The sequence below is a fragment of the Bacillus sp. FSL K6-3149 genome, from assembly GCF_038630515.1.
GTDB lineage: Bacteria > Bacillota > Bacilli > Bacillales > Bacillaceae > Bacillus > Bacillus pumilus.
Genome location: NZ_CP152034.1, coordinates 2,007,880 through 2,026,301, shown reverse-complemented (window position 1 = coordinate 2,026,301; position 18,422 = coordinate 2,007,880). Strand labels below are relative to the sequence as shown.

The following is an 18,422-nucleotide window of genomic DNA, read 5'->3' as shown; positions in this document are numbered from 1 at the left end:
TTCAAAGCAAAAAGCCTGCCACAGCGGCAGGCTCCTTCTTATTTATGATAATTCAAGCTGTTCTCTCAGCTCTGTTCTCACTTCTTCTAATCCAGCGCCATCTAACTCAAAGTAATACACATTCCCAGGCTGATAATCATGGCCCTTTAGCTGAATGGTATCTACTGATGTCAATGAGCTCAATAACGGGAAAAGACCGATAAACTGCTTCATGGACAGATTGGTTGAAACATTGTCACCAAGTGTATCAATGATGTTGTCATAGGATGGGATCGAAGAAATGGATTTAGATTTTTCAAAGATGGCTTGAAGTGCTTCCATTTGGCGCTTCCCGCGCATAAGGTCACTGTCTGCCTTTCTTGTTCTCACAAAGGCTAATGCTTCTTCACCATTTAACGTATGTGTTCCTGTTTGCACATGAACTTTCCCTTTTGAATCCTTTTCCATTTGTTTTGCGATACCTTCATCTTCAATCGTTACGTCAATTCCGTTTAGCTCATTTACAATGTCTTGAAACGCCTTAAAGTTCCCTGAAATCACATAGTCTACAGGAATGTTCAGCAGGTTTTCGACCGTTTTGACTGACAAATCTGCACTCCCAAACGCATGGGCGTGGGCGATTTTATCATATCCTCTTCCCGGAATATCTACATAAGAATCACGAGGAATACTGAGGAGCTTGATGGTTTTCTCTGTTCGGTTCACAGCCGCCAGTAAGACCGCATCACTTCTTGCTTCGTCTACCGTTTCACCTGGACGGCTGTCAATTCCAAGCAGCAGGACCGAGAAGCTGTCCTTTCCTGGATCAAAAGCTTTCACACGCTTTTGCGAGGTGTCTCCTCTTTCTAATGACACTTGCGCCTTATTCGACGCTTTTGAAATTTTATAGTAAGCATATCCTGTCACAGATATTGCCATCACCATGACAAATGCCATGATAAACAGCACGACTTTCACCCAAGGTCTCAGCCTTCTTTTTGATCTTGTTTTCTCCTTCATCCTTTCCGAACCCTCACTCTATCTTAGTCTATCAATGTAGGTTCCACTATAACATATTTTAACGAAAGTTTCCTGCACGCAACATATTTTTATGAATCCACAATTAAAAAAATTTAAAACTCAGATAACTCAATCTTTTAATCTGCCGGTAGTGTTCTTTTTAAATGATTCCGTATAGTTAGCATTGTCTACATCCATATCATCGCAGAAGAAAATTCAGAAAAAAGCAGCCTCTAATGTCGGCTGCTTTTTCACCATTATTGAAAACTCACTTGAAATTGTCCCTTCAATTCCTCTTCTGCTTCTTGAAATAACTGCTTTACGCTTTCTGCATACTCGCCAAGAGCGTCCTTGCTCGTGTCAAAATTCACCCATGTCAACTCTACTGGCAGATTTACTTCTCCTGTCAAACAGTCCCATAGGGCATCGAGATTTTTCCCGTAGTAGTCAGGAAGGTGTAAAACTGTTTTTAGTTGGTCATGAAGCTCTTCTTGCGACCTGCACGACGCGCCGTCCAGCTGCACTTTTTTCATGTCATCTTCCCCTCTCATGCCTTTATTTTAAACGAATGGAAGGCAAAAGAGAAAGCAAGACTCCTCACTTTTGTTTCTGTCTGACACTTGACATCAAAAGGATGAGACAAGCTGCCAAAACGACCAAGAAAAAGACGGTTAACACCACCTGAGTTCCGAACAGATCAGCGAAGAGTCCGACAAAAACACTTGGAAGACCCAGACCTAAATAGGCAAACAAATAAAACCCGGCAACGGCTCTAGCTGCCTCCTTTTTTCCCCGCTCGACAATAAGCTGAAGACCGCCTAAATAAGTAAATCCATAGCAGGCAGTACCCGCAAGCATCGTTCCGGCAAGCACAAGAATGATTGACCCACCATTTGCTCCAAATAGCAAGAGACCGTATCCACATGGAAGACAGATAAATCCGGCAAGGAGCGCTGCTCTGCTATTCATTTTGCGAACAAAAGGCTGCATCAGGACACCTGACATATTAATCAAAAACAGTGCCGGCCCTACCCATAATTCATATCCATTCAATTTAAGCTGTGCTGGCAAAACCGAAATCACAAGGCCACACACTGACCACGCGACAGCAATCGCTGCATTCGCTGGCATTGTTCCTTTTGGAAATGTTGGCATGTTCATCATCGGTTTATCTGCATCTCCTTGTACAGGCGGAACGAAAAAGAAGACACCCACGATCGTTAGGATTAAAAAGCCCATCACAATCCAATAACTAAGCGGCGCAAGCGTCACATACTGAAAAGAAAGAAGTGCCGTAAAAAGAGCACCGCCCCCAAAGCCAATCGAACTGCATAACGCAATAAAAGTTGGAATCCAGCTTGATTTTTCTGGATATAAAGCAATCAAATAAGCAGTGCATGTGCCAACACTCAGGCCAAGCCCCACCCCTTGCAGCAGCCGCGCCAAAAAGAGCATCTGAATGGTAGGATGTACGATCATCAATAAGGTAGCACATAACGAAAAACTAAGTGCGACCAATAAAACCGGTTTGCGTCCAGCCCGGTCAGATATCCCGCCAAGAAAAAGTAAAACTGGAATCAGTCCGAAGACATATGCAGCAAATACAAGGGCTGTAGCCGCCTTTCCGTACCCTGCTTGTTCGGCATACAACGTATAAAGGGGCACCTGCAGATTCACTGCGGTTGTAATCATAAAAAGACCAAATAAAACGAATATAAATGGAATGATGGATAGGTGTGCGGTTTCTTCTTTAGCTGCAGGGATCATTTCACTCTCTCCTCTAGTCATAAGCATATGAGAACAGTGTACACACCTTTTGGCTTACTTCCTATATCCAAAAACGATGCTATTGACCACTCCATATTCCCGTGTCATCATCATGTTATATGTGACAATGAGAGAAGGTGTCCGATGTATATTTATTTAGACCGCTCAAGTACTACCCCGCTCTGGCAGCAAATCGTGACTGAGATCATTCAACAAATTCATTCCAAAAAACTGAACCCCGATGATCAGTTAACACCGACACGCGTATTAGCACAGGAGCTCAATGTATCAAGATCAACTATACAGCTTGCTTATGATGAACTGCTGGCAAGAGGATATGTCAGCACATCTAGAAGAGGCGGTACGAAGGTCATTTCAAGTGATCACTATGCGGCCTCCACTCCCCATCAAGGTGAGCCGCCTTTTCCTCTTCCGGTAAGACCACACTTTCAAGAGGCGGAGAAACAAATGAACCACTGGCTGTCGGCCAATCAATTTCATGAGAAGCTTGATATTGATTTTCGTCATCAGGAACCAGCCATCGATGAACATTTCCAAAACATATGGAAACGCTCGCTCACAAAAGCATTACAGCGATTAGAGATGAAAGATTGGGGCTATTCCTCCCCGCATGGTTTATGGGAAGTACGTTCAGAAATACGCCAATACTTATCAGTAGAACGCGGCATCGATGTAGAAGAAGATCAAATCATGTTAACAGGAGGCACGCAGCAAGCCATTGATTTGATTTCACAGGTATTGCTTAAAAAAGGCGATACAGTAGCTGTTGAAGATCCAGGCTTTCCTGGAGCAAGGCTTTCCTTTATGCATCGTGAAATGAACATTTATCCCGCGCCCGTCGATGAAGAAGGGATCATGGTGAATACATTACCACGAAAAACAAAGCTGATTGCGGTGACGCCCTCCCATCAGCATCCAACCGGTGTATGTATGAGTGTGAGCAGAAGGCAGCAGCTGCTAAAATTTGCCGTCAGTCATCAGTCTTATATACTAGAGGATGATTTTGATGGAGATTATCGTTATCATGGCGGACCGCTTCCTTCCTTATTTTCAGAAGCACCCGACCATGTGATTTATATCTTAAGCTTCTCCAAAGTGCTGGCACCAGGCATCCGCCTTGCTGCCATTATCGGCTCCAAAGCGGTCATAAAAGAAATCGCTTCCTTGCAATCACTCATTCAAAGACAGCTGCCCATTATGGAACAGATCACACTCGCCTCTTTTTTCAGAGAAGGAGAATTTACGCGATATGTCAGGCGAATGAGACAGCTATATAAAAAAAGACAGGCTGCCATTATGGATGCCCTTTTAACACAACAATTTGACAAGCACTTTCATATTTATGGAACAGATACGGGTCTTCATGTCTTTTTGGAAGGAGCGCCAAACTTTGACGAAAAAGGCAGTATTGAGGCAGCAAAAGCAGCAGGTATTGGCATTTATCCATTAAGTCCTTATTGTTTTGAGAGCAATCGAAAGGGATTACTGCTAGGCTTTGCTTGTACGGACGAAAACATGATTCAAGAAGGTGTGCGCCGCTTAAAGCAAATACTTTATATGTAAAAAAAGCCTGGAAGTCCGCCTTCCAAGCTTTTTACGTTGATTGCTGAATGCGGCCGACTTCTTCAATAAATGCAGCTGCCCTCTGCAATCCATCTTGTAGATGATGAGTAGCGGAAATAAACAGCTTTTCTTGATCTGGGCGCTTTAATAGCTGCTCCACCTGACCAATTCCTTTTTCAAATGAATGAAGACCTGTCTTTAATTGTTCATCTGCCTTTTGATAAGCGGCTGGAATTTCTTGATGAGCAAGCCCCTTTTGAATCACACGATCAAAGGCTTTCGTCGCCTTTTTCAATTTTTTATTTACTTGGATCTTTCCCTGTCCATCTGAAATAAATTGGTCGGTCATGTTTTCATAAGCTTCATTTAACTCATCCATATAACGCTGAACCCATTGTTCATACGCAGCTTCTTTTGTGTCTTGTTTTGAAGGCGATTGACCTGCTTGCTGACAGGCTGCTAGTAAGGTCACTATCAAGGTGAATAGCAGCAGCAATTGCGATTGTTTTTTCATACAGAGCCTCCATTTCTTATTCCCATTCGTTCATATCGGTCAAAATAGGAGGATCCTTTACCACATACGAACACTTTGCAAGAAATGATTTCTTTTATTGTAACAGACGGCTCGTGTCACTTCTGTGATTTATGAATAATTGCTTGAAAATACGTCTAAGGATCCACATTTCTCTGTCATTTGGTGGACAGTCTACCGATACACACTCAATAGACGACTGGATATATGGATTTGGTTTCAACAAATTCATGTGCATGGTGGATGTTCTCGTGTCATCATAATGATGCCCCAACGAAGTCGCCTTGTCCTGTTGATTTATTGAAGTTTACCTTTACAAGCAATGTCAAGCTCTTCGACTACTTCACCATCTTGGATGAGATAGGCTTTTTCATGAAGATTGACAGCGGGACAAATATGATTTGGAATGATTTGCACCTTCTCACCGATCTGGACAGTCTGACGGAAGCCTTCGTGATAAATGATGGCATGCTCATCAAATACACTGGAAACAAATACATCATCAAAGTCTTTTACCTTGCCTAGTCCCTTTGTTTTCGTCAGCCCTTTTGTACGGGTTTGAGCCGTGAGCCCTTTGGCTCCAACATCTGTAATGACACGAGTATTTGTTGGCTTACTAATCACCGTCGTCAGGACGGCTGCTGCACAATGTGAAAAAGTGCCGATCACATTGGACTGAGAGGCATCCATGAAGATGTATGTGCCTGGGCGGATTTCGGTCACTCCCTTTGGAATATCAAATTGAAATAAGAACGGTGGTGTTGATCCTATGCTCACTACCTCTAGCAGCATGCCTGATTCTTTTGCAATCTGTGCAAATCGAAGCGTTCGATTCACAGCGTCTTCATATAATGTCTGACAATGCGCTTTACTTTCCGCCTTGTATGTATGACCATCATGAGAAAAAATCCCTTTTAAATGAACGAACTCACATGTTTTTATCGCCTGCAAGATTTGACGGAAATCACTCTCTTCAATGACACCAGACCTCTCTTCTCCAACCTCTATCTCAATTAAAACCTCCGCTTTTTTCTCTGCTCCACGAAAGACATCTTCAATTTGATGCACATGCTCTACACAATCTATTCCAAATGAAATGTGTATCGACTCTGCCAGCTTTCGAATTCGCTTCAGCTTTGTCTCACCTACAATTTGATTGGCGATAAAGATATCTGTTAGCCCATGCGCCGCCATCACTTCTGCTTCCCCTACTTTCGCTACAGTTAAGCCAGATGCGCCCATCTCCTCCTGCACCTTCGCAAGACCAGGTGTTTTATGTGTTTTCGTATGAGGACGCAGTTTGACTTGCTGACGGTCCGCATATTGCTGCATAGCAGCTAGATTCTCCATCATCACCTGTTTATCAATTAATAGCGCCGGTGTATCTAGTTCATCATAAGTCATCATCATATCCCCTTTTTTGTCGCTCATTATATAAAATTTTATACGTTGTACTTAAATTATATAATTTGTTATATAATTTTCAATGTTTTTTTCTTCGAGAAAGTAAGACGATATGCTAAACATAAGGAGTCCAGCGGCTGGGCTGCCGCTGGTTTTAGTTAATATCTGTTCCGAAGCTCCCTTAATATAAAATCGTATACAAGGTTGAGCTGTTGTTCCTTTGGATACAGCATAAATTCTTGTTTTTTAGGAAGACCACCATCAAGGCGATCTTGAAATTTCGTTCGGAGATACGCTGTTCTGTGCACCTGACTCTCAAATGACTTATATGAGACATCGAGTTTGACGGTTTGCTCATTTGTAAAGATGACCACCGTGTCTCCGAGGGATGATTCCTGGAAGGTATGAATGTATTTGTGGGAGATCCAGCCGCACTGAGGACGGTTGGATGAATAGGTTGGGAAGAAATACAGATGATTGGATGAGTCAATCACAATTGGAGGCTTATGAGATATTCCTGTTACTTCATATGTTCCCGCTTTTCTGCCTGCATAGCTTGAGCCGAAGAATCGGCAGCTGCGTTCAATAATTTGCAGAGGTTTTAATTCAACGTAAAAGCTTGTCTCTCTTTCTATGACTTTTGAATATACTCTTTTTCCTTCTTCAACTGGAAGGATCGCCATTGTTGTTTGATTAATGACGTATGAATCTAAAGGTGTTTCACTAATTCCTGACACTTCATTTCCTCCTGTGTTAATTTTTGGTTATTTTAGATACTATTAATCTATCACCAACATATAAGAAACGACAGGATTTTTTCAAAATTTATTAAAAATCATTTTTTTATCGTATTATTTAGTCCATTCGATCTATCGAAAAGCCTTTTTTAAGATATATCACATCGTGTCGATTGGACAAGAGGTGTCGATTTCGCTCAAAAATAAATTGTCTAAAAATTATAAATTCTTGTTGATTTTTTCTTCGCCAATCCATATACTATAAAAAAGGCATCGGGGGGATTCTTTATGAAAGAGAAAAAAACGTATGCTGAGCTCATGAAGTCCCGCAACACCCAAAAAACCGAAGAAAACGGCGTGACGATTTTAGACATCTATATTCAAATGGTTTTAGATGAGGCGCTTTATAAACAGCGCTTAACCTTCCTTAGAGAAGAGATTGATAAGGCACTGGATCAGCGTGATGAAAAACGATTCAACGACCTGTCAGCTCAATATGCAGAACACTGCTTACATTAATCATGATGATTTTACTTGCGGCAAAGAGGGCAGCAACTCGTCTCTTTACCGCAAGTTTTTTGTTTATCCATTTAAAATGGTTCCGCCATTGACATGCAGGATTTGTCCATTTATATAAGAGGAGTCTTCGCTCGCTAAAAATAAATAGCTCGGCGCAAGCTCTACTGGCTCACCAGGACGCTCCATTGGAACATCTCCGCCAAATTCAGAGACTTCCTTTTCCGTAAAGGTCGATGGAATGAGGGGTGTCCAAATGGGTCCCGGAGCTACCCCGTTTACTCTAATCCCTTGCTTAATGAGCGATAAAGATAATGATCTCGTAAATGTCACGACTGCCCCTTTTGTAGATGAATAGTCGATCAAGGTTTCATGCCCTTTATAGGCTGTGACAGATGTGGTATTAATGATACTGCTTCCTTTTTTCAAATGAGGAAGTACCGCTTTTGTTAAGTAAAACATGGCAAAAATATTCGTTTGAAATGTTCGAAGAAGCTGATGTGAGGTAATCTGTTCAATGCTTTTTTGCGGATGCTGTTCCCCGGCATTGTTCACCAAAATATCTATGGAACCGAAATCATCCTTCGTTTTTTTGACGACCTCATTTGAAAACGCCTCATCTCCTAAATCACCTGCAATTAAAATGACGCGACCTCCCGCCTTTTCAATATAGTCCTTCGTTTCCTCTGCATCGCGGTGCTCACTCAAGTAAACAATGGCGACATTGGCGCCTTCCTTCGCAAATAAGACCGAGACTGCTCTTCCGATCCCGCTGTCCCCACCTGTCACAATGGCTGTTTTCCCTGCTAATTTTTTATTCGGCACCTCTCGATCAAAAACAGGCCTTGGATTCATTTTATATTCAAGACCTGGACGCTCACTTTGATGCTGAGGCGGCAATGTTTTCTTCGGCTGCTTTGTTGACACGTCTGACCACTCCTTCCTTTTATCTTGTTTATTTTTATGTGTTGGCTATTTTTTTATGTATGCCAGACTAGTTTCCTTTCAAATGTATGATTTTCTTCATTGTGGAAAAATTATACACAATAAGTCACTAACTGGAGGCGACAGTATGGAGCAAGAACATAAAGGATTGGAACAGGCAAAATCGTTATGGATAGCGGATAGTCAAAAGCATTCTTTTCCTACAGTAGATGAGGATCTCACAGCAGATGTCATCATTGTAGGCGGTGGTATTACCGGTATCGCTACCGCGTTTGAAATGACAGAACGCGGGCTGGATGTCATCATCATTGATGCTGATCAACTGCTGCAAGGTACGACCGGACATACGACAGCTAAGATTACCTCACAGCACGATGTTTATTACCATGAACTGATCCAGCAAATTGGTATGCCCAAAGCCCGTTTGTATGTAGAAGCAAATGAGAAAGCAAAAGAGCTAATTCAAGCTCGCGTCCAAAAGTACGACATCGATTGTCAGCTAGAAGTCAAGGATGCGTACCTTTATACAAAGGAAGAAAGCGGTGTAAAAAAATTAAAAAAGGAATTAGATGCCTACAAACAGCTTGGGATTGATCGGGGATGGAAAACAGCGCTTCCTTTTGATGCTGACATCAAGGCTGCCCTAGCAATGACGCAGCAGGCACAGTTCCATCCCCTTCATTATCTCAATGCACTCATTGACCAGCTCCTAGAGCGTGGTGTACGTATTTATGAACAGACAACTGCTGTTGACGTAAAAGAAGGAAACCGCCCTGCTGTCGTCACAAAAGACGACCATCACCTGACAGGCCGCTATATCATATCCTGTTCGCACTTTCCTTTTTATGATGGAAAGGGACTTTATTTCACGCGCATTCACCCAGAGCAATCTTATGTGGTAGCAGCCAAAACAACGAAGCCGCTCCCAGATGGAATGTACTTAGGGATCGACCAGCCTGCTCATTCTTTAAGAACGACAGAATGGCATGGTGAGGAAGTCGTTCTCATCGGAGGAGAAGGTCATAAAACTGGTCAAGGCGGGGATGAATCTGCTCACTATGAAGGACTAGAAAGGTTTGGAGACGCTACCCTTGGAATTGAAGAGGTGCTGTATCGCTGGTCGACACACGATATGGTCACAATGGATCAAATCCCTTACATTGGCCGCCTAACCAAGCACCATCAAAATATCTTCGTTGCGACCGGTTTTAGAAAATGGGGCATGACGACAAGCCACGCGGCAGCTACTCTTATCGGTGATTTGATTGAAGGAAAATCGAATCCATACGAATCCATTTTTACGCCATCAAGACCTGTTTCTGATTCTTTCGTCAAAGATTTCGTTAAAGAAAACAGCAATGTCGCTACCAAGCTGATCAGTGGTAAATTAAAACGAACCGATCAAACCATTGATGATTTAAAGCCAGGTGAAGGCGGCATTGTATCGTACGAGCATAAAAAATGCGGCGCCTTTAAATCAGAGGATGGGAATATCTTTCTTGTCGATACAACGTGTACTCACCTAGGCTGTGAAGTCGCTTGGAATAATAGCGACCGCACTTGGGATTGCCCGTGTCACGGTTCACGTTTCTCCATTACTGGAGAGGTAGTAGAAGGCCCAGCAAAGAAACCACTAAAAAGGTCTTATAAAGAACAGTAAAATTTTACTGATCCCCTTTAAAAAATCCAATATTATCCGATAGATAATATAAAGTCTGATAATTTGTGATGATTATAGGGGGACAAAAACATTGTTATTTAAAAAAGAGACGAAAAGAAAAAACACTGCTTTTTTCACACAGCAGGATGATGGGATAAAACGTATCAACTTTTCTGACAATACGGATATCGCGAAACAAATTAAAATGATAGATCTGACGCAGCATGACCTATTTATTCTAAAACAGCTCAATCCAATTGTTCAGGAGGATATTGCACGTATCGTTGATAAATTTTATAAAAATTTAGAAGTCGAATCTTCCTTGATGCATATCATTCAAGATAATAGTTCTGTCGACCGTTTGAAAAAAACACTCCGCATTCATATTAGTGAAATGTTTGCAGGTGTGGTTGATGAAGCCTATGTGGCAAAACGAATTAAAATTGCGCAAGTTCATTTACGGATTGGCCTCCAGCCTAAGTGGTATATGGCTGCATTCCAGGACCTTCTGCTATCAATTATGGATTTATTTGCTCAGCATATCCAAGATTTCAAAGAATATCAGACAGCAGTCAAAGCGACGACAAAAATCTTAAATTTAGAGCAGCAGCTTGTCCTTGATACATTCCAAAATGAATATTCTAAAATTCGTGATGAAGCAGAACAGCAGCAGCAGGAGCTCCATACAAAAATCACAGAAACATCAAATTCACTTGCTTCTCTCTTCTCAAACACAACAAATGCCGTGGACAAGCTTGTATCAAAATCTGATGAGATGGCAGACATGTCGCAAGCTGGCACGCAAATTTCAGCACAGGTCGAGGAAAAATCGATTGGCGGTAAAAAAGAATTAGAGATTCAACAAACACAAATGAACCAAATTGATGGCAGCATGACAAAGATTGAAACAGAAATTAAGCGTTTAGAAGAAATCGCCAAACAGATTGAACAAATCTTTGGGATTGTCACAGGCATTGCAGAGCAGACGAACTTGTTATCTTTAAATGCTTCCATCGAATCTGCACGAGCAGGCGAACACGGGAAAGGCTTTGCTGTCGTCGCAAACGAGGTTCGTAAATTATCAGAGGACACAAAGAAAACGGTTTCAACCGTATCTGAACTCGTCAACAATACCAATTCACAAATCTCCATTGTGTCTCAGCACATTGGGGACGTGAATTTACTCGTGACAGATAGTAAAGAAAAAATGACTCAAATCAATTCGCTCTTCGATGATATCGTCAGCAGCATGAACTTAAGCAAAAATCAAAATGGAAAAATTGAAATAGACCTTCAAACCTTCCTGAACGAATTGAAGGAAGTCAAACAAACGGTTTCTCAAGTTGCCAGCTCAGTCGAATCCTTAACAAGTCTCACAAATCGCTAATCCAGTCTTTTTTCTTCTGCTTTAGTATAATAGAAGAAAAGATAGAAAAGGCGGGATTTGATTGACAACAATTTGCCTAGTCAGGCACGGGGAAACAGATTGGAATGCAGCGAAACGAATTCAAGGACGAACAGATATCCCTTTAAATGATACTGGTAAATGGCAGGCTGAACAAACGGGTCTTTATTTGAAGGATGCCCATTGGGATGTTGTCATTTCCAGTCCACTCACAAGGGCAAAAGAAACAGCACACTTGATTTTAAAACATATAGATGCGCCTCTTGTCATCATGGATGATTTCATTGAGCGTGATTATGGCGATGCTGAAGGCATGTCATTTGAGGAGCGCCAAAAGCTTTTTCCAGATAAACAGTATCCAAATATGGAGCCGCTTGAAGCGATTCAGGATCGAATGGTAGAAGGCATTGAGAAAGTTAGAGCAGCCTATCCGAATCAACAAGTCCTGATCGTGGCACACGGCGCTGCCATCCATGCTTTACTCACCACCTTAGCGGATGAACATCTTGGTCTTGAGAACACGAGGCTCGTCAATGCTTGCTTAAATTATGTGGAATGGAAAGATGGTAAATGGAAGGTGCTTGATTACAACGTGGTCAGCCATTTAACTCAATCCTCTCCTATTTAAAGAACCTGTTATGTAAACAGGTTCTTTTTAAATGACAAAAACAATGATAAAATAGTATTTTTTTATATCGAAATTCGAAATAGATGCTAGACATTTCTACCTATTTTAAGGCTTTTCGGGTATCGAATATTTCTCCGAAAATGGATCATAAGAAAAAAAGCACATTTCCTTTTTAATAGATAACCACTGAAATAGTAGAATAAACATATTTTACCATTATTTCCAAGTGACTTAATTCCCCAATTTTCGCTAGGACTTTCACAAAAATTCGGGTCTACTCTTATTTGCCTACTTCCCTTAAACTGAATATACAGAATAGTCAAACGGATCATTCTTATAGACTACGGATGATTATTCTGAAATAAGAAAAAAGGGATGTGGATTGTGCGTGAAAAAGAAAAATGTGATGACAAGTGTTTTATTGGCTGTCCCTCTTCTGTTTTCAGCAGGGTTTGGAGGCTCCATGGCAAATGCCGAGACGGTCTCAAAGTCAGATAGTGAAAAGAGCTATATTGTTGGCTTTAAAGCCTCTGCCACTACAAACAGCTCTAAGAAACAAGCCGTCACTCAAAATGGTGGAAAACTAGAAAAGCAATATCGTCTCATTAATGCCGCACAAGTAAAGATGTCCGAACAAGCCGCAAAAAAACTTGAACATGACCCTAGCATTGCTTACGTAGAAGAAGACCACAAAGCAGAAGCATATGCACAAACCGTCCCTTATGGAATCCCTCAAATCAAAGCTCCAGCTGTACACGCTCAAGGTTATAAAGGGGCTAATGTCAAAGTAGCTGTCCTTGATACGGGCATCCACGCTGCCCACCCTGACTTAAATGTTGCAGGCGGTGCCAGCTTCGTCCCTTCAGAGCCAAATGCCACCCAAGACTTTCAATCACATGGAACTCACGTAGCCGGAACCATTGCTGCCCTTGATAACACAATTGGTGTTCTTGGGGTCGCTCCAAGTGCTTCCCTATATGCTGTTAAAGTATTAGACCGCTATGGCGACGGACAATATAGCTGGATTATTAGCGGTATTGAATGGGCAGTAGCCAATAATATGGATGTCATCAACATGAGCTTAGGCGGACCGAATGGTTCAACAGCGCTTAAAAATGCCGTTGATACAGCGAATAACCGCGGAGTCGTTGTTGTGGCGGCTGCAGGTAACTCAGGTTCCACTGGTTCTACTAGTACAGTTGGCTATCCAGCAAAATATGATTCTACCATTGCCGTTGCCAATGTAAACAGCAACAATGTCAGAAATTCGTCTTCTAGCGCAGGTCCTGAATTAGATGTTTCTGCACCTGGTACTTCTATTTTAAGTACAGTACCAAGCAGTGGATACACATCTTATACTGGAACGTCTATGGCGTCTCCTCATGTAGCAGGAGCAGCAGCGCTTATCCTTTCTAAGTACCCGAATCTATCAACTTCTCAGGTTCGCCAGCGCTTAGAAAACACAGCAACACCGCTTGGTAACTCCTTCTATTACGGAAAAGGGTTAATCAACGTTCAAGCGGCTTCTAACTAAACAATAAAAAAATCCGGCTAATACAGCCGGATTTTTTTATTTATTGCTTCCTCGACGTTTCCTCTTTTTCCGCTGCTTTTTCCATTTCCATGATTCTCTCCATCATAGTTGGGTGCCCGTAGCGGAAGACCTTCACTAAAAGTGGCGGATTCACCTGAGACAGCCCTGATTTTGCAAGCTTTTGAAAAGACGTCACCCCTGCCTCTCCGTCTTTTGTCAAGTTTAGCGCATACTCATCAGCTGCACGTTCTTGATGTCTTGAAACTGCATTTGTAAAAGGTGATGCTGCAAATGACAGCATCGATACAATCATGAAAAGAAGCGGAAGAGCAGCGATGTCGCGCGGCTCCCTCAGCCGAAATAGAACTGCTCCTTTACGATAGAAATAAAAATAGAGACGGTCGATCGCAAAAAATCCCGCAAGTGACAGTACTAGATATCCTGCTAATCCTATATAGACATGCTTCATGACGTAATGTCCCATTTCATGTGCCATGATAAATAAAATTTCGCGATCTTTCAGCTTTTGCAGTGTCGTATCCCATAACACAATACGCTTATTTTCACCAATTCCTGTGACATAAGCATTCATCGTGTTCGTTTTCTCAGACATATTGACCTCATATACATGACCTGCCGGGATATGAGCTTTGTCTGCAAGTGTTAAGATCTTGTTCTCAAGAGTTTGATCCTTTAGTGGATAAAAATTGTTATATAACGGATCAATGACGACCGGCTGTATAAAGAAGAGAAATAGCGTGAATGGAACTGTCAAACACCAGGCATACAGCCACCAGCGCTTTCTTCTTTTTTGAATAAGCCAAAAGAATACAATAGCACATAGGGCAAGAAGCGGATATTGAATCCAGAAATCCAGTATTTGATCTTTCAACCAGCTTGCCGTACTTTGAGCAGATACTCCGTAGTGCAAAGACAGCTGATAACCAATCCACTTAATGGGAAGTGAAATCAGCATTGTCAAAAGCGACAGCACAAACACATATACAAGTTTACTTAAAAATGTGAAACGAGCTGCTGCCAGGCTCCAGTCTGCTAATTTTCGTGAAAACCCTGAAATGAGCAGAAGAAAAAAGACATACCAATCTAATGGAATTGTCATGAAAAATAGCAAGTTACGTAATCTCGAGAAATTCTCGCTGATGACAAGCTCATGGCTTGTCATAAAGGTATGCGGATCTGCACTTGTTCCTTTTACACTGTCAGGAACCGCTACATCCCCAAATAGAAACAAATAAGAATAAATAAAAAGACCGTACAATATGTATGCTACCGTTGCAAGAGCTACCCATTTACGTACTCGCACAGGTCAGCCTCCTTTCCATCCCTCTCTCTATTCTAATCATCCATTATTTTGTTTAGAACCTGTCTCATGTGGCTCCATCATAGCATGCCCTATCTGAAAAAGCTTTCACGAAAAAAATGATTATGCTACTCGAAAATCGGAGATGCTACATATAAAATAGAGAGTTGGAGGATCGAAATGAAGAAAATCCTTGCAGGAGTTGTGATCTTTGGACTTTTACTTATTACCTTCTTTTATGTATTCAGCCGGACGAGCGAAATTTTTGATGAGAATCGAGCTGAAAAATTGCTCCTTTCATCTGAAAACGAGTCCACTTCTTATGAAATAGATGATAAGGACACAGCAGAAGACTTAATAGAAGAATTAAACAAAGGCAAACAAACAAGCAATCATCTCAAGAAAAATTTAAAGAAACCAGATTATATCGCCAAGGTGATGTACGGCCGAACAAACGGCACCACCTTTCAGCTTTGGACAAACCGTTCGCAGGTCGTTTTTTTAGTAGATGGGACTTATTATGAGCTGAATCAAAAACAGTCTAATTCTTTTCAGAAACAGTTAAAAGAAGCGATTCTAAAGGGCTGAAATTTTATTTTATCCCTTTGTCTTCTTATCAGCGTGATAGAACCTTAGCACACTAAGGGAGTCTCTTCATAAGAGACCCCCTTTTCTTATTTACTTTCCTCTGCTTGATACTTTTCCTTTAGTGCTCTTCTTAAAATTTTACCTGTTGTGTTCTTTGGAATATCATCTATGAAATGGATCGTTTGGGGCTGCTTATATTTCGCTAAAAAGCGTGAACAATGTGTGATGATGTCTTCTTGATCGATGTGAGCATGTTTCTTGGGGGAAATGTAACAGACGACAGCCTCTCCGGTGTTCGGATCTGGCACACCGATGACAACGGCTTCTGCTACAGCTTCATGTTGATAAAGCACTTCTTCTACTTCTCTTGGATACACATTATAACCGCCAACAAGAATCATATCCTTTTTCCGATCGACAATATAAATGTATCCTTCTTCATCTCTTCTTGCTAAATCACCGGTGTACAGCCATCCGTCTCTTAGTGCAGCTTCAGTATCTTCTGGCATTTGATAATAGCCTTTCATAATGTTGGGTCCTTTTGCTATGAGCTCTCCGACTTCATTTGGACCGACTTCTTCTCCCAGTTCATTCACAATCTTATTCTTCACATTCATAATGTCGGTCCCGACTGAACCGGGTTTTCTTTTTCCATCAAGAGGATTGAATGCAGTTACTGGGGAAGCCTCTGATAATCCGTAACCCTCCAGCACCGTGACACCAAATTTTTTCTCAAAACCGTGAAGTAAAGCAACAGGCATTGAGGCACCGCCTGATATACAAATCCTCACAGAGGACATTGCTTTCTCATGCCCTTCCTGGCGGTACAAATAGTTATACATAGTTGGAACACCAACAAATAACGTTGGCTTCTCTTTTTCCATCATACGCAAAAGCTCTGATGGGCTGAAATGCGGCAGGACATAGATGGTCGCGCCATGAATCAATGGTGCATTCATACAAACCGTTAAACAAAATACATGGAACATCGGCAATGCAGCAATCACCTTGTCCTTTTCATCAATGGATAGGTACTCAGCAACGTCTCTGGCATTTGAATACAGGTTGAAATGAGTCAGCATCGCACCCTTTGGTTTTCCTGTCGTGCCAGATGTAAATAAAATAACTGCCGTATCGTCCTGATGAATAGATGGATGCACGTTCTCTTTCGCATGACCAGACACAAGCTTTCCAAAGAAGACAAGTTGATCTGATACTTCCTTAAAACTTGATCTGCACGCAGATTCATTTTCTGCACAAATAATCACCCGTTCAATAGACGGAAGCTGTTCATACACTTGCTCGTACACTGGCAGCAGTTGTTCAGGGGCAACAATGCCTTTTACATCACCTGTAATCAGCATATAGCCAATTTCACTAGGCGTGTATGTTGGATTGATTGGTACTACGACAAGCCCGGCTTTTAAAGCACCAAAAAAAGAAATGACAAAATGCGGTGAATTTCCTAAAATAAGCGCGATATGATCCCCGGCTTGAAATCCTTCGCCCACTAATCCATCTGCAAAGCGCTCGATACTTGTCATGAGCTCTCGATAGGTCCACTGATTTCCTTCAAAGATCAGTGCGATATCTTCTCCTTTCGTCATCGCCGTCTGCTCTAGATTTTTGATCAAATCCATTCTCCCACCCCTTACATGTCATCAATGAATGAATAACCATTCATTTTATGGCCAAACATTCCTCCTTTCTATTATAATAGACAATCGAAAAAATCCACAAGATCAAATGTAAATCGCTTTCAATTCTTTCAATCAAAAAAGCACCGCTATCTCTAGCCGTGCTTGTTCCTCTTAATAAATCAAATCAAGAAAATCCTCTTTTGATACATTGCCGAAGTAGTGGCGCATGTCCATATCTTCTAATACGTCGCTGATCGTTTTGCGATCATATTGTTGCCCAATGAGTCTTTTTTCAATATCAGCAATATCCCCTACACCGAAGAAATCACCAAAGATCTTGCAGTCCTGGATCATCCCTTTTTTCACTTCTAATCGAAGATCAATGGAGCCTGCTGAGAATCTTTTAGAATGCTGTAAATTAAATTTCGGTGAACGGCCGTAGTTCCATTCCCATTTTTGATATCGATCCCGGGAAATCTCGTGAATCTTTTCCCAATCCTTCTCAGTCAACTGATATTGAGGAACATCCCCATTCGTATCGAAAATGTAGCTTAACAGAATTTTTCTAAATTCTTCTGTTGTCATCTTTTGATCCATTAATTCACTAATATTGGCAACCCTGCTCCTAATGGATTTAATGCCTTTTGATTCAATCTTTTCTTTTTTCACATTTAAAGCCGAAACAACATGTTCAATTTCTGAATCAAATAGCAGCGTGCCATGGCTGAAAATACGTCCTCGTGTTGCGAACTGGGCATTTCCAGAAATTTTTCGACCTTCTGCCATGATGTCATTTCTGCCACTTAATTCAGCTTTGACGCCTAGCTTTTCAAGCGCTTGGATGACTGGCTCCGTAAATTTTTTAAAATTATGGAAGCTGTCCCCATCGTCTTTTGTGATAAAGCTGAAGTTTAAGTTTCCTTTGTCATGGTAAACTGCGCCACCACCGGACAGGCGGCGGACAACTTTGATGCCGTTGTCTTCCACATACTTCGTGTTGATTTCTTCTATTGTATTTTGGTTCTTTCCTATAATAATCGACGGCTGGTTAATATAGAACAGCAAGTACGTTTCTTCTGGGTCTAAATATTTTAAGCAATATTCTTCAATTGCCAAATTAATCATTGGATCATAATGTTGTTCGTTATCGATAAACAGCATC

The 18,422-nt window shown here is 41.5% G+C and carries 17 protein-coding genes; 7 read left to right on the top strand and 10 right to left on the bottom strand.

All coding sequences use genetic code 11. From position 1 onward, the window contains the following. Positions 1-42: 42 nt before the first annotated feature. From MHB83_RS10155 to MHB83_RS10145, 3 genes are all read right to left on the bottom strand, one after another. On the bottom strand, positions 43-999 hold the full coding sequence (locus MHB83_RS10155; protein WP_342496290.1) for an LCP family protein: 957 nt from the start codon (positions 997-999) through the stop codon (positions 43-45). A 257-nt stretch (positions 1,000-1,256) separates the two neighbouring features. After that, positions 1,257-1,532 carry a barstar family protein gene (locus MHB83_RS10150; RefSeq protein ID WP_309216350.1) on the bottom strand — a complete coding sequence of 92 codons (276 nt, stop codon included), beginning with the start codon at positions 1,530-1,532 and terminating at the stop codon, positions 1,257-1,259. 64 nt (positions 1,533-1,596) lie between these two features. Then, positions 1,597-2,766, bottom strand: a complete 1,170-nt coding sequence (locus tag MHB83_RS10145; RefSeq protein WP_310024014.1) for an MFS transporter — start codon at positions 2,764-2,766, stop codon at positions 1,597-1,599. 144 nt (positions 2,767-2,910) lie between these two features. On the opposite strand from MHB83_RS10145, the gene MHB83_RS10140 reads away from it, so the two are divergent. Then, positions 2,911-4,350, top strand: a complete 1,440-nt coding sequence (locus MHB83_RS10140; protein ID WP_342496289.1) for a PLP-dependent aminotransferase family protein — start codon at positions 2,911-2,913, stop codon at positions 4,348-4,350. Between the two features lie 31 nt (positions 4,351-4,381). Here MHB83_RS10140 and MHB83_RS10135 read toward each other — a convergent pair whose 3' ends face one another. The 3 genes from MHB83_RS10135 to MHB83_RS10125 form a co-directional block, all read right to left on the bottom strand. After that, positions 4,382-4,864 (bottom strand): hypothetical protein, encoded by a 483-nt coding sequence (locus tag MHB83_RS10135; RefSeq protein WP_003211388.1) that lies wholly within the window; start codon positions 4,862-4,864, stop codon positions 4,382-4,384. Positions 4,865-5,179: 315 nt separating this feature from the next. Beyond that, positions 5,180-6,286: a D-TA family PLP-dependent enzyme gene (locus tag MHB83_RS10130; RefSeq protein ID WP_137054823.1), complete on the bottom strand. Its 1,107-nt coding sequence runs from the start codon at positions 6,284-6,286 to the stop codon at positions 5,180-5,182. A gap of 158 nt (positions 6,287-6,444) precedes the next feature. Further along, on the bottom strand, positions 6,445-7,023 hold the full coding sequence (locus MHB83_RS10125) for a competence protein ComK (RefSeq protein ID WP_003212419.1): 579 nt from the start codon (positions 7,021-7,023) through the stop codon (positions 6,445-6,447). A 288-nt stretch (positions 7,024-7,311) separates the two neighbouring features. On the opposite strand from MHB83_RS10125, the gene MHB83_RS10120 reads away from it, so the two are divergent. Then, on the top strand, positions 7,312-7,542 hold the full coding sequence (locus MHB83_RS10120) for an IDEAL domain-containing protein (protein WP_003210924.1): 231 nt from the start codon (positions 7,312-7,314) through the stop codon (positions 7,540-7,542). Positions 7,543-7,605: 63 nt separating this feature from the next. On the opposite strand, the gene MHB83_RS10115 is transcribed toward MHB83_RS10120, so the two are convergent. Next, a complete protein-coding gene (locus MHB83_RS10115; protein WP_342496288.1) occupies positions 7,606-8,466 on the bottom strand; it encodes an SDR family oxidoreductase in 861 nt (286 codons plus the stop codon). 145 nt (positions 8,467-8,611) lie between these two features. Here MHB83_RS10115 and MHB83_RS10110 point away from each other — a divergent pair, with 145 nt between their 5' ends. The 4 genes from MHB83_RS10110 (at position 8,612) to MHB83_RS10095 (ending at position 13,711) form a co-directional block, all read left to right on the top strand. Beyond that, the gene (locus tag MHB83_RS10110; protein WP_342496287.1) at positions 8,612-10,144 is read left to right on the top strand and encodes an FAD-dependent oxidoreductase; all 1,533 of its coding nucleotides are present in this window, start codon (positions 8,612-8,614) and stop codon (positions 10,142-10,144) included. Between the two features lie 91 nt (positions 10,145-10,235). Beyond that, a complete protein-coding gene (locus MHB83_RS10105) occupies positions 10,236-11,531 on the top strand; it encodes a globin-coupled sensor protein (protein WP_003211980.1) in 1,296 nt (431 codons plus the stop codon). Between the two features lie 61 nt (positions 11,532-11,592). Beyond that, the gene (locus MHB83_RS10100; RefSeq protein WP_251191019.1) at positions 11,593-12,177 is read left to right on the top strand and encodes a histidine phosphatase family protein; all 585 of its coding nucleotides are present in this window, start codon (positions 11,593-11,595) and stop codon (positions 12,175-12,177) included. Positions 12,178-12,565: 388 nt separating this feature from the next. After that, positions 12,566-13,711, top strand: a complete 1,146-nt coding sequence (locus tag MHB83_RS10095) for a S8 family peptidase (RefSeq protein WP_034620013.1) — start codon at positions 12,566-12,568, stop codon at positions 13,709-13,711. A gap of 40 nt (positions 13,712-13,751) precedes the next feature. On the opposite strand, the gene MHB83_RS10090 is transcribed toward MHB83_RS10095, so the two are convergent. Continuing rightward, positions 13,752-15,035, bottom strand: coding sequence for a M48 family metallopeptidase (locus tag MHB83_RS10090; RefSeq protein ID WP_342496286.1), 1,284 nt, complete (start codon positions 15,033-15,035; stop codon positions 13,752-13,754). A gap of 177 nt (positions 15,036-15,212) precedes the next feature. On the opposite strand from MHB83_RS10090, the gene MHB83_RS10085 reads away from it, so the two are divergent. Beyond that, a complete protein-coding gene (locus MHB83_RS10085; RefSeq protein ID WP_003211259.1) occupies positions 15,213-15,620 on the top strand; it encodes a hypothetical protein in 408 nt (135 codons plus the stop codon). A gap of 86 nt (positions 15,621-15,706) precedes the next feature. Here the strand turns inward: MHB83_RS10085 and MHB83_RS10080 are convergent, their stop codons facing one another. Then, positions 15,707-17,260: a fatty acid--CoA ligase family protein gene (locus MHB83_RS10080; RefSeq protein WP_050945383.1), complete on the bottom strand. Its 1,554-nt coding sequence runs from the start codon at positions 17,258-17,260 to the stop codon at positions 15,707-15,709. Positions 17,261-17,431: 171 nt separating this feature from the next. Then, positions 17,432-18,421, bottom strand: a complete 990-nt coding sequence (locus MHB83_RS10075; RefSeq protein WP_137054826.1) for a lipoate--protein ligase — start codon at positions 18,419-18,421, stop codon at positions 17,432-17,434. Between the last annotated feature and the right edge of the window lies 1 nt (position 18,422).

Excerpts from the sequence above, each read along its gene's own strand:
- MHB83_RS10155 (WP_342496290.1), bottom strand. The coding sequence starts at position 999 with ATGAAGGAGAAAACAAGATCAAAAAGAAGGCTGAGACCTTGGGTGAAA.
- MHB83_RS10150 (WP_309216350.1), bottom strand. The coding sequence starts at position 1,532 with ATGAAAAAAGTGCAGCTGGACGGCGCGTCGTGCAGGTCGCAAGAAGAG.
- MHB83_RS10145 (WP_310024014.1), bottom strand. The coding sequence starts at position 2,766 with ATGATCCCTGCAGCTAAAGAAGAAACCGCACACCTATCCATCATTCCA.
- MHB83_RS10140 (WP_342496289.1), top strand. The coding sequence starts at position 2,911 with ATGTATATTTATTTAGACCGCTCAAGTACTACCCCGCTCTGGCAGCAA.
- MHB83_RS10135 (WP_003211388.1), bottom strand. The coding sequence starts at position 4,864 with ATGAAAAAACAATCGCAATTGCTGCTGCTATTCACCTTGATAGTGACC.
- MHB83_RS10130 (WP_137054823.1), bottom strand. The coding sequence starts at position 6,286 with ATGACTTATGATGAACTAGATACACCGGCGCTATTAATTGATAAACAG.
- MHB83_RS10120 (WP_003210924.1), top strand. The coding sequence starts at position 7,312 with ATGAAAGAGAAAAAAACGTATGCTGAGCTCATGAAGTCCCGCAACACC.
- MHB83_RS10110 (WP_342496287.1), top strand. The coding sequence starts at position 8,612 with ATGGAGCAAGAACATAAAGGATTGGAACAGGCAAAATCGTTATGGATA.
- MHB83_RS10085 (WP_003211259.1), top strand. The coding sequence starts at position 15,213 with ATGAAGAAAATCCTTGCAGGAGTTGTGATCTTTGGACTTTTACTTATT.
- MHB83_RS10080 (WP_050945383.1), bottom strand. The coding sequence starts at position 17,260 with ATGGATTTGATCAAAAATCTAGAGCAGACGGCGATGACGAAAGGAGAA.
- MHB83_RS10075 (WP_137054826.1), bottom strand. The coding sequence starts at position 18,421 with ATGCTGTTTATCGATAACGAACAACATTATGATCCAATGATTAATTTG.